The organism is Halomonas icarae, assembly GCF_009901955.1.
Lineage (GTDB): Bacteria > Pseudomonadota > Gammaproteobacteria > Pseudomonadales > Halomonadaceae > Halomonas > Halomonas icarae.
Genome location: NZ_WUTS01000022.1, coordinates 1 through 10,288 on the forward strand (window position 1 = coordinate 1; position 10,288 = coordinate 10,288).

Genomic DNA, 10,288 nt, shown 5'->3' on the forward strand with positions numbered 1-10,288 from the left:
CGCCTCTGTGATGAGGTACACCGGCTGCTCGGTAGCTATGGAACTGATAACGCGATTAATTTTGAATAGGCACTTAGCCTAGTGTAAACCCGCAACGTCTCTCAGCGAGATAACCGGCATGCCTGTCCCTTTGCATGGCTTGTCGGTTTCACACTTCCTGGTTTCTCCCTTGCCGATTTGGCCCCTCCCGGTTTCACAAAGGTGTCACTTATGGGCTATAACCTTCCTTGGGTCTATCACCATCGACGAATGTTTGGCCTACCACCTTCAAGGGGACACTCATGACAAAGATGCGTACAACAACACTAACAATGGTCGCCCTAGCCTCGACCCTGGGGCTGTCGGCAGGCGCGGCCTCGGCCGAAGAGCTGAGGATCATCACCTGGGGCGGCTATGCCCCCGACGAGGTGGTGGCAGCCTTCGAGGAGCAGACCGGCATCGATGTACAGATCACCCTCTCCAATAACGAGGACATGATCTCCAAGCTGCGCGCCACCGGCGGAGCAGGGTTCGATCTGGCCCAGCCCAGCCAGGACCGCATCGTCGGCGTGCAGCGCCAGTTCAATGTCTACAAGCCGGTGGACTACAGCCGTCTGGAGACCGCCAACCTGCAGGCCTCGATGATCGAGGCAACCCAGCAGGCCACCGAGCTCGATGGCAACTACTATGGCGTGCCGGCGGTGTGGGGCACCAGCGGACTGATCGTGCATGACAGCGTGAAGGACATCGTCACCGACTATACCGATCTGTGCCACGACGAGGTGGCCGGTCAGGTCAGCTACCGACTGAAGCGTCCGACACTGATGGGCTTCGCCTTCTCCATGGGTCTCGACCCCTTCGCCGCCTATCAGGATCAGGACGCCTATGGCGAAATTCTCTCCCAGGTGGAAGAGAAGCTGATCGACTGCAAGGCCAATGTGAAGACCTACTGGACCGGCGGCGACCAGCTGCTGTCGCTGCTGCGTACCGGCGAGGTGAAGGCCGCCATGGCCTGGGATGCCGGCGGCTGGAAGCTGAATGCCGAGGACCCCGCGATCAACTTCGTGGCGCCGGAGTCCGGTGCGCTTGGCTGGATCGACACCTTCGCCATTCCGCGCCGCAGCGAGAACGAGGATGCCGCCTACCAGTGGATCAACTTCGTGATGCAGCCGGAGATCGCCGCCAAGATCACCAACGCCTCGGGCAACTTCACGGCCTCCAAGGGCGCCGACGAGTTCGTCGATGCCGATCTGCGTGACGCCTATCGCGCCAGCTTCGATGATGACGCCATCGACAACATCAAGTGGTATCCGCCGGTACCCCCGGGTCTCGAGGCCGCCGAAGGCCAGGTGCTGGATCGCGTCCAGGCCGCGAAGTGACCGGCATGGCAGTTGATATCGATCTGCACTGCCAGGACCTGGTTCGCCGCTTTGGATCGCACACCGCCGTGAATCAGGTATCGCTTGAAATCCCTGCAGGAAGCTTCTTCTCCATCCTGGGCCCCTCGGGCTGCGGCAAGACCACGCTGCTGCGCCTGCTGGCCGGTTTCGACCGGCCAGATTCGGGCGACATCATGATCCGCGGCCAACGCATGAACGATGTCGCGCCCAATCATCGCCCGGTCAATATGGTCTTCCAGCACCTGGCGCTGTTTCCCACCATGAGCGTGGGCGACAACATCGCCTACGGCCTCAAGCGCCGCAAGGTTCCGACTGCCGAGCGGCAGCGCCGCATCGCCGAGGTACTGGAGCAGGTTGGGCTGGCCGGCATGGAAACACGCCTCCCCCAGCAGCTTTCCGGTGGTCAGCGCCAGCGCGTGGCCCTGGCGCGCTGCCTGGTGCTCAAGCCCACCCTGCTGCTGCTCGATGAGCCGCTCGGCGCCCTGGACCTGAAGCTGCGCGACCAGATGAAGGTCGAGCTCAAGAACCTGCAGAAGGCCTTCGGCACCACCTTCGTGTATATCACCCATGATCAGTCCGAGGCACTGGTGATGTCCGACCGGGTTGCAGTCATGCGTGACGGCCGCTTCGACCAGGTAGCCTCGCCCGAAGCGCTCTATCGCGAGCCCGCCACTCCCTTCGTGGCAAGCTTCGTCGGTGACAACAACCGTCTCGGCGGCAAGCTGTTGGCGAGAGACGGCGAGCTGGCGCAGGTCGCGCTGGCGGATGGTCGTTCGGTCAGCGGTCGGCTGGCCGACTCTGGTCATCATCCGACACCGAAAATAGGCGACCGAGCCGAGCTGTTTATCCGCCCCGAGTCCCTGGTGCTGGGCGCTGCCGAGCCGGGGCACTGCACGCTGACGGCCCGGGTACGCGCCACCCTGTTCGACGGTGCCAACAGCCGGGTGGAGGTCGAGGCGGCCGGCGAGCGCTGCTATGTGCGCCTGCCTCAGGATGGCAGCGTGCCGGCACCCCAGGAGGGGTCCAGCGTAACGCTGGCATGGGAGCCGCAGCTGGCGCGGGTGTTTGCCGCGGAGGCCAGCTGATGCGCTCGACTGGCCGGCTCTCGCTGTGGTTGCTGCTGACCCCTTTCGTGCTATGGATCGTGCTGCTGGTGCTGCTGCCCCATGTGCAGATGCTGCGGGTCTCCTTTCAGGTACGCGAAAGCTGGGACACCCTGGCCTTCGGTGTCGAGCAGTACCGCAACTTCTTCACCGAGTCCTACTACTGGCGCACCTTCCTGCGTACCGGGGTGATGTCGCTATTTACCACCCTGATCACCCTGCTGATCGCCTTCCCGGTGGCCTGGTATATCGCCCGGCTGGCACGCGGGCGGGCCAAGGGCTGGCTGTTTCTGGCCTGCCTGGTGCCGTTCTGGGCCAGCGAGCTGGTGCGCACCTATGGCTGGATGATCCTGCTGCGCGAAAGCGGACTGTTCAGCGCCGCGCTGCAGGCCTTGGGCTGGGCCGATGAGCCGGTCGAGATGCTCTACAACGATGTGGCGGTGATCGTCGGGCTGGTCTACAACGGGCTGCTGTTCATGGTGGTGCCCCTGGTCACCACCCTGGAAGGCATGGACGACAACCTGGTCGAGGCGGGTTACGACCTGGGCGGCGGCCATGTCACGGTCATGCGGGAAATCGTCGTGCCCTGGGCCATGCCCGGCATCGTCTCCGGCTGCATCGTGGTCTTCATGCTGACCCTGGGCAGCTACCTCACGCCGATCCTGATGGGGGGCAAGGACAGCGCCTGGTTCACCGGCCAGATCTTTACCCAGTTCATCACCCGCTTCAACTGGGAGCAGGGGGCGGCGCTGGGGGTACTGCTGCTGGTGCTGTCGTCGCTGATCGTATGGCTCGGGCTCAAGCTGACCGGCCAGTCGCTGCGCAAGGTCATGGGCTAAATCGAATGGTGAGGATAAGCGGATGATTCGTTCGGTACCGCGCTCGCGCTGGTTCAATGGCCTCTACCTGGCCTACCTCATCGCCTTCTTTATCTACCTGGCGCTGCCGCTGCTGGTAACGGCGACGTTTGCCTTCAACGATGCGCCCTTCCCCTCGCTGCCCTGGAAGGGGGCCACCCTGGACTGGTTCATCGCCGACGGCAGTGACGGGCGTACCGGCTTCTTCCACGACAGCGGTCTGCTCGCGGCGCTATGGGTCAGCGTCAAGATCGCGTTCTGGGTGACGCTGGTCAGCGTGGCACTGGGGTGTGGCAATGCCGTGCTGTTCGAGCGGCTCGACTTCCGTGGCAAGGAGCTTCTCTATCTGCTGCTGTTGCTGCCACTGGTGATTCCCGGGGTGATCCTCGGTGTGTCGATCCTGGTGTTCTACAGCGGCATGGCCAACGAGGTCTCCCGCGCCTGGGCGGTGGAGCTGGATCTGTTTCGTCCCGGCACTCCGCTGGTGGTGATGGGTCAGGTCAGCTTCATCACTACCCTGAGCACCCTGGTCATTGCCGCTCGGCTGCGCAAGTTCGACCCCCAGCTCGAGGAGGCGGCGCTCAACCTCGGCGCTACGCCGCTGGTGGCCTGGTTCACCGTGACCCTGCCCTGGCTGCTGCCGGCCATCTTCGGCGCCGCCGCCATGGCATTCCTGATGTCGTTCGAGAACTTCAACACCACGGTGATGCTTACCGGCAGCGATACCCCGCTGACCGTGGCGCTGTTCAACCGCCTGCGTGAGGGCTCCACCCCGGTGCTCAATGCCGCGGCCCTGGTGCTGATGGTGGCCTCGGCCCTGCTGGCCGCTCTGGTCCTGCGGCGCGGTTCCGGCAGCAACGCCTGAGCCTTCTTGGTGGATGGAAGGCCTGTCGAGTTGCAACACACTTGGCAAGTTGAAACACCGGCCGAGTTGAAGTATCGGCCGTGGCGGTGGCACCCTGCCTTGGGTACGGCTGCCTAACCAGGGTGAAGCTGACCGACCAGGCCCACCAGCAACAAACGATGCCATATCGCCCTGGTTCATGGACCAGGCAGTCTCAAGGCTCAGGAAAGAGGAGGTAGCAATATGTCAGTGATCGACCAGTTGAACGACACCAAGACCCGGGCCTTTGCCCGGCACTGCTACGAGAAGGGCTCCGAAGAGCAGCTGCGCAAGGCCGCCGAGGGTCCCGCCGACGAGAAGGAGATGAAGCAGTGGGACATCACGGAAGGTGAATGGGAAGAGGCCGTGGCGGCCGCCCTAGCAGACAAGGAAATGAAGGACCATCCGCCTGGCGACTAGGTCGAGGTTACACCACCAGCCGGCCTCTACATTCATCCAGCGGTTGACTTCAGTTTCGCCGCGCCACCATGTGACCACCACACTGCGGCCCGGGAGCCGGCAGCGGTGTGCCGATGGCTTGAGGCAAGAGCGAGAGGCAAGGACTTGGTCAGCAGCGCCCCTTTTTGGCCTGCCCCGGCGGACAGAAATCGCCACCATGCCCATGGCGATGGTCACGGTCGTGATGGCGGCCATCGTCGATCTCGATCAACGGCTCGGACTTGATACGTGCTGGCGTGTAGCTGCAACCGGCCATTACCAGGGCCGCCAGCAGCGTTACCAGCACGAAAAGATGGCGTTTAAACATTCGGATAACTCCTTTTAAGTGTCGGCTCGAACGGGGCAGGCGAGCGGGTATCAGTGCCCTCGCCCGGCCCCTGACGCCGCTCAGTCGAGCAGCGCCTCGATATCATTGACCAACGCGAGTGGCACCTCGGCCCCATGCTCCAGGCTACGGGTACGTTCGCGATAACGGCGCTGAGAAGGGAGACGCGCCCCCTGCCCAAGGATCGCCTCGAACAGGCGCCCCGAGCGCTCCATATGGGCGCTCGACGCCTCCCCCGTCAGGCGCGAAGGGTCAATGGCAATGATCAATTCACCATGATACGGCAATCCACGCCGCCCCTCATCATGCTCGCTGGACTCGATGCTGAGCAGATCACCGATCAGCGGGCCGGCCATCAGTTCGATCATGATCGCCAGCGCCGACCCCTTGTGCTCGCCGAAGGGGGTCATGGCGCCATGATCGAGCACCTCGGCGGGGTCGCTGCAGGGCGCGCCATGACGATCAACGCCCCACGCCTCGGGGATCGCCCTTCCCTCACGCCGATACAGCTCGATATCCCCCCTTGCGATGGCACTGGTGGCAAAGTCGAAGATGAACGGCGCATCGCCGGGATGGGGCCAGCCGAAGGCAATGGGATTGGTACCCAGCAGCGGTTGCTTGCCGCCATGTGGAGCCACATAGGCCTGTGTCGGGTTGCAGGCAATGCCCACCAGCCCCTGCTCGGTCAGCCGCTCGAGCTCGACCCACAGCGCGGTGGTATGCACACAGTGATTGATCGCCATCAGGGCGATCCCCGCATCACGCGCCTTGGCCACCAGGTGCGGCAGGCCGAGCTCGAAGGCGCAGGGAGAAAAGCCCCCCTTGGCATCGACACGCACCACGCCGGGGGCCACGTCCGCCACCTCGGGGGCCGCATCGGCAACGGCGCCCCCCTTCCTGACGGTGTCGATGATACCCAGCAAGCGATAGATGCCATGGGAGTGGCTCGCATCCAGCTGGGCGGCCACCAGCGTGCCGGCGAGGGCGCCGGCCTGCTCATCGCTGAAGCCATGATGCGCAAGGACCTTTCGGCACAGGCTCATCAGGGCATCACGATCGAGGTGGACGGTCGCCTCTTGGTGCGCTTCAAGGTCCTTCATCAAATCATGCTCCGTGAAAATTCAACACTCGTCACCATGACGGACCACTCAGCTGCTCAGGCAACCACATCGCCAGGGACGGGAAAGCCAGCACTAAGGCCAGCACTATCAGCTGCACCACGATAAACGGCACCACGCCGGCATACATGTGCCTAAGGGTCACTTCGGGTGGCGTAATCGCTCTGAGATAGAAGATCGATGGCGCCAGCGGCGGGGTCAGGTAGCTGGTCTGCATGACCACCAGGAATGCCACGCAGAACCAGATCTCGTCGAAACCAAGGGCACGCACGATGGGCATGGCCACCGGAATGACGATCAGCACCACCGAGATCATGTCCAGCACGAAGCCGGCAAGGAAGGCGATCAACAGGATCATGCCGATCACCATCCAGGGGCTCATGCCGGTATCCATCAACAGCGACTGCACGGTCGCCATCCCGCCGGCAGCGAAGAAGACACCGGCAAACATGTTGCCACCCAGCACGATCAACAGGATCATCGCCGAGATATTCAGGGTGCGTAGTGCAGAGTTCCACAGCACGTCCCAGCTCAAGGTACGGTAGGCCAGAGCCAGCACCACCGCGCCCAGCGCACCACAGGCCGCGGCTTCGGTCGGCGTCGCGATACCCAGCAGAATGGTACCGAGCACCGTCATGATCAGTGCCAGGGTGGGCAATAACGCCAACAGTGTGACGCGCACCTTCTCGCCCCAGCTTGTATCGTCGCCCTCCTCCACTGGCATTCGCGGCGCCATGTCAGGCTTCAGGTAGGCCACCAGCACGATATAGAGCAGGAACAGGATGGCCATCAGGAAGCCCGGCATCATCAGCCCGCTGAACAGCGACCCCACCGAGACGCTGGCGACTGGCCCCAGCACGACCACCGTGATCGAAGGAGGGATGGCGGTTCCCAGCGAGCCGCTCGCGCAGATAGTGCCGGACATCAGGGACTTGCTGTAGTTGTGCTTGAGCATGACCGGAATGGCCAGCAGGCCGATCACCGCCTCGGTGGCACCCACCACACCACTCGCCGCCGCAAACAAGGTACCCATGACGACCGCCCCGACCCCGAGGCCACCGGGTAGTCGCCGTGTCCAGAAGTGAATCGCCGTGAACAGGCGCTCGGCGATGCCCGAGCGCTCGAGCATCGCTCCCATAAAGATAAACAGGGGCACCGCCGCGAGAATCGAGTTGGAGGCGGTGTCTTCGATTTTGGTCAGTAGCTGGTAGGCAGCAGCATCACCAAACAGGAAGATGCCAAACAGCGTGGCGACCAGAATCATGGAGAAAGCGATCGGGAAGCCGGTAATGATCAAACCGATAAGGGCCGGAAACATGGCCAGCGACAGGAAATCACTCATGCAGAGCCCTCCTCGATGGATGAGTTGCCCCGCAGCGTTACTGCCGCCTTGATGATTTCCGCGACCACCTGGAGCAGAAGCAGCAGAAAGCCGAGCCACCAGCTAAGAAATACCGGCCATACCACCGGGTTCCAGGCCGAACGACCGGAGCGTTCACCACTCTCGAACGCGTCGATGGCATACTCACCGAGCTCCCACGCCAACCACGCCAGCACAGGGAGAAACAGCACATATCCTGTCAGCCGCACCGCGGCATTGGTCCGGCTTGTCCAGCGCTGACTCAACAGATCGACGCTCACATGCTGGCCCTGGCGCAAGGCATTGGCCATGCCCAGCATGAAGATTGCCCCCATGACCATATAGCTGACCTCGAAGGCCCAGAGCGTCGGCCTGCCAAGCACATAGCGGCTGAATACCTCGTACACCAGCGCCGCAATCAGGGGAAAGGTCAGCAGCGCACCTAACCAACCTGCCCAGCGGGTCAGTCGCTCAATCGTATGGATCAGTTTCATTTCAGTTTTCCCAGACGGGATTATCGGTAGGGACGCAATACCCAAACGCTGACGTCAGGAAGGAGAGGCTGGAGAGCCTCTCTCTTCCTGACGCGACATCGAGTCGAAGGTGTTGGCCGTTACTCGCGACCCATTGCCCCGATGGGCAGACGGTACTGTTGCCAGGTCGTCATGGAGTCCTTGAATTCACGCTGGGACTCCAGCACACGCGCGAACCACTCGTTGTCCGCGGCGTGCTCATCTTCCCACTTCCGGGTCTCTTCGTAGATCGCATCGATAAAGGAGGGATCGAGCTGGACGATTTCGTTGGGGCCGTCGACCAGCTCCTGGTAGGCCTCCAGGTCGGCGTAGGAGCTGGCCAGCCAGGAGTCGAACACGCTGAGCTTGCCGGCCAGACGCATCAGCTCCTGCTGTTCAGGATCCAGCTCGTCCCAGGCGTCCTGGTTCACCTGACACTCCAGGAAGCCCCCCGACTGATGCACACCAGGCAGCACGACATACTGCGCCACATCCTGGAAGCCAGTGGGCTTGTTCATCTCCGGGCTACCCCACTCGGCAGCATCGATCACCCCACGATCCAGGGCGTTGTAGATCTCACTCCCGGCCATGACCACGGTGGAAGCCCCCAGGCGCGAAGCGATCTCTGCCCAGGCCCCCGAGGTCCGCAGTCGCAGTCCCTGGAAGTCTTCCAACGTCTGAACCTTCTTGTTCGAATGCAGGAAGAGTTCGGTACCCAGGATCGAGCACGGGAAGGCCACGACATCGAAGACCTCGCGTCGGAACTCTTCGTAGAGCTCGGCACCACCACCCTCATACATCCACATCATGAACTCTTCCGGCGTCAGACCGCTGGAGTGGCCGGCCAGCAGCGCAGCCGTCGGGTCGGTGCCATAGTCATAGTTGATGTAGTTGTGGCTCACATCGGCAACACCCGCCTTGACGGTGTTGGTGACGCGGAGAGCGCCACCCAGGGTCCCTCCCGGAAAAACCTCGATCTCGATATCGCCGGAGGTCAGCTGGTTCACGTAGTCGGCGAAGGTCTGAGCATCACGCTCCAGCCAGGGTCCACCACCCCAAGGAGTAGCCATCTTCCACTCCGTCTCGGCCGCGCTCACACCTGTGGTGGCAGTCGCCATGGCAGTCGCCAGAGTGATGCCCGCAACCAGTCGATTCCTGTTGTTCATGATGGTCCTCTAAAGGTCTTCTTGTGTATGAGTCGGGCATCAAGAAAGAAAAAAGCCGCACCACACGAGAAGGCTGCGGCCAACACCACATGAAGCTGCTTGAATCTTTCGGGACCCTGATTCAGGATTGCATATACGCAACTTTAAGTCAAAATCGGCAAATTAACGCGCATATCATTGATTATCAAGATATATTCTTATCATCGTTGAAAAGAGAGGGCGCCATGAGTGACACCTCGTCCATGCTTCCGCGGCCCCTGGAGCGCCGCCGCACACCTGGCTCCATTGGCAAGAGCCTGAAGGCGTTGCGTCTCTCCAAGGGACTAACCATCGCCCAGGTGGCCACGGCGTCAGGCACTTCAGCGGCCAGCATCTCGCGTATCGAGAACGGCCGTCTTTCTCCCACCTACGATGTCATTGTCGGCCTCGCCGCGGCCCTGGAGGTAGAGGTCGGCGAGCTGTTCTACTACTCCGAACGTAGCTCTCCGAGCGGCTGGCGTACGCTGACCCGTGCGGGGGACGGTTCCGTGGTGGAAACACCCAACTACCGTTTCGAACTGCTCTGCAGCGAAATGCTCACCAAGGATTTCCTGGTGTTTGCCACGACGGTGCTGAACACCGACATCGAGGAATTTGGCGAGCTACAGAAGCACGCCGGACAGGAGCAGATAGTCGTGCAAGAGGGGGAGGTGGAGGTCTGGACCGAGCACTATGAGCCTGTTCGCCTCCAGGTCGGTGACAGCCTGGCGCTGGATAGCCAGATGGGTCATGCGGTGATCTCGAAGAGCCCGAAGCCGGCTCGAATCCTGTGGATCAGCAGCGTTTGAACGAAATGGCCATGACCTATTGTGGCGACGTCATGGCCATCGGGGTACCCGCCGGTCTCGGTAGACATACGCCACCAGGCCGCGGCTCATCGAGATGCGCGACCTGGAAGATCACGATCGTTATCAGAGCTTCTGCTCGAGCTCCGGCAGAGCGTCGAACAGGTCAGCTACCAGGCCGCAGCTCATCGAGAGCGCGACCTGGAAGATCACGATCGTTATCAGAGCTTCTGCTCGAGCTCCGGCAGGGCGTCGAAGAGATCCGCCACCAGGCCATAGTCGGCTACCTGGAAGATCGGCGC

Annotated in this window: 11 protein-coding genes; 6 read left to right on the forward strand and 5 right to left on the reverse strand. The window is 62.2% G+C overall.

Going from position 1 to position 10,288, the window contains the following annotated elements; genetic code table 11:
* The first annotated feature begins 281 nt into the window (after nucleotides 1-281).
* The 5 genes from GRB80_RS16040 to GRB80_RS16060 all read left to right on the forward strand — a co-directional run bounded on the left by GRB80_RS16040 (nucleotide 282) and on the right by GRB80_RS16060 (nucleotide 4,642).
* Nucleotides 282-1,358, forward strand: coding sequence for an extracellular solute-binding protein (locus GRB80_RS16040; protein ID WP_202597377.1), 1,077 nt, complete (start codon nucleotides 282-284; stop codon nucleotides 1,356-1,358).
* A gap of 5 nt (nucleotides 1,359-1,363) precedes the next feature.
* Entirely contained in the window at nucleotides 1,364-2,464 is a 1,101-nt protein-coding gene (locus tag GRB80_RS16045; RefSeq protein WP_161424424.1) for an ABC transporter ATP-binding protein, read from the forward strand.
* Nucleotides 2,464-3,321: an ABC transporter permease gene (locus tag GRB80_RS16050; protein WP_132041867.1), complete on the forward strand. Its 858-nt coding sequence runs from the start codon at nucleotides 2,464-2,466 to the stop codon at nucleotides 3,319-3,321. The genes GRB80_RS16045 and GRB80_RS16050 overlap by 1 nt, the downstream gene beginning before the upstream one ends.
* 22 nt (nucleotides 3,322-3,343) lie before the next feature.
* Nucleotides 3,344-4,204, forward strand: coding sequence for an ABC transporter permease (locus GRB80_RS16055; protein WP_161424425.1), 861 nt, complete (start codon nucleotides 3,344-3,346; stop codon nucleotides 4,202-4,204).
* A 222-nt stretch (nucleotides 4,205-4,426) separates the two neighbouring features.
* Entirely contained in the window at nucleotides 4,427-4,642 is a 216-nt protein-coding gene (locus GRB80_RS16060) for a hypothetical protein (RefSeq protein WP_132041869.1), read from the forward strand.
* A gap of 148 nt (nucleotides 4,643-4,790) precedes the next feature.
* Here GRB80_RS16060 and GRB80_RS16065 read toward each other — a convergent pair whose 3' ends face one another.
* The 5 genes from GRB80_RS16065 to GRB80_RS16085 form a co-directional block, all read right to left on the reverse strand.
* Nucleotides 4,791-4,988 carry a hypothetical protein gene (locus GRB80_RS16065; RefSeq protein ID WP_132041870.1) on the reverse strand — a complete coding sequence of 66 codons (198 nt, stop codon included), beginning with the start codon at nucleotides 4,986-4,988 and terminating at the stop codon, nucleotides 4,791-4,793.
* An 80-nt stretch (nucleotides 4,989-5,068) separates the two neighbouring features.
* Nucleotides 5,069-6,106, reverse strand: a complete 1,038-nt coding sequence (locus GRB80_RS16070) for an Ldh family oxidoreductase (RefSeq protein WP_202597378.1) — start codon at nucleotides 6,104-6,106, stop codon at nucleotides 5,069-5,071.
* 31 nt (nucleotides 6,107-6,137) lie between these two features.
* Nucleotides 6,138-7,466 (reverse strand): TRAP transporter large permease, encoded by a 1,329-nt coding sequence (locus tag GRB80_RS16075; RefSeq protein WP_161424426.1) that lies wholly within the window; start codon nucleotides 7,464-7,466, stop codon nucleotides 6,138-6,140.
* A complete protein-coding gene (locus tag GRB80_RS16080; RefSeq protein WP_161424427.1) occupies nucleotides 7,463-7,978 on the reverse strand; it encodes a TRAP transporter small permease subunit in 516 nt (171 codons plus the stop codon). The genes GRB80_RS16075 and GRB80_RS16080 overlap by 4 nt, the downstream gene beginning before the upstream one ends.
* Before the next feature lie 119 nt (nucleotides 7,979-8,097).
* Nucleotides 8,098-9,162, reverse strand: a complete 1,065-nt coding sequence (locus GRB80_RS16085; RefSeq protein WP_161424428.1) for a type 2 periplasmic-binding domain-containing protein — start codon at nucleotides 9,160-9,162, stop codon at nucleotides 8,098-8,100.
* A gap of 224 nt (nucleotides 9,163-9,386) precedes the next feature.
* Here GRB80_RS16085 and GRB80_RS16090 point away from each other — a divergent pair, with 224 nt between their 5' ends.
* Complete coding sequence (locus GRB80_RS16090) at nucleotides 9,387-9,989, forward strand: helix-turn-helix domain-containing protein (protein ID WP_161424429.1); 603 nt, start codon at nucleotides 9,387-9,389, stop codon at nucleotides 9,987-9,989.
* Nucleotides 9,990-10,288: the final 299 nt, after the last annotated feature.

Coding starts and splice junctions, on each gene's coding strand:
- GRB80_RS16040 (WP_202597377.1), top strand. CDS start 282: ATGACAAAGATGCGTACAACAACACTAACAATGGTCGCCCTAGCCTCG.
- GRB80_RS16045 (WP_161424424.1), top strand. CDS start 1,364: ATGGCAGTTGATATCGATCTGCACTGCCAGGACCTGGTTCGCCGCTTT.
- GRB80_RS16050 (WP_132041867.1), top strand. CDS start 2,464: ATGCGCTCGACTGGCCGGCTCTCGCTGTGGTTGCTGCTGACCCCTTTC.
- GRB80_RS16055 (WP_161424425.1), top strand. CDS start 3,344: ATGATTCGTTCGGTACCGCGCTCGCGCTGGTTCAATGGCCTCTACCTG.
- GRB80_RS16060 (WP_132041869.1), top strand. CDS start 4,427: ATGTCAGTGATCGACCAGTTGAACGACACCAAGACCCGGGCCTTTGCC.
- GRB80_RS16065 (WP_132041870.1), bottom strand. CDS start 4,988: ATGTTTAAACGCCATCTTTTCGTGCTGGTAACGCTGCTGGCGGCCCTG.
- GRB80_RS16070 (WP_202597378.1), bottom strand. CDS start 6,106: ATGAAGGACCTTGAAGCGCACCAAGAGGCGACCGTCCACCTCGATCGT.
- GRB80_RS16075 (WP_161424426.1), bottom strand. CDS start 7,466: ATGAGTGATTTCCTGTCGCTGGCCATGTTTCCGGCCCTTATCGGTTTG.
- GRB80_RS16080 (WP_161424427.1), bottom strand. CDS start 7,978: ATGAAACTGATCCATACGATTGAGCGACTGACCCGCTGGGCAGGTTGG.
- GRB80_RS16085 (WP_161424428.1), bottom strand. CDS start 9,162: ATGAACAACAGGAATCGACTGGTTGCGGGCATCACTCTGGCGACTGCC.
- GRB80_RS16090 (WP_161424429.1), top strand. CDS start 9,387: ATGAGTGACACCTCGTCCATGCTTCCGCGGCCCCTGGAGCGCCGCCGC.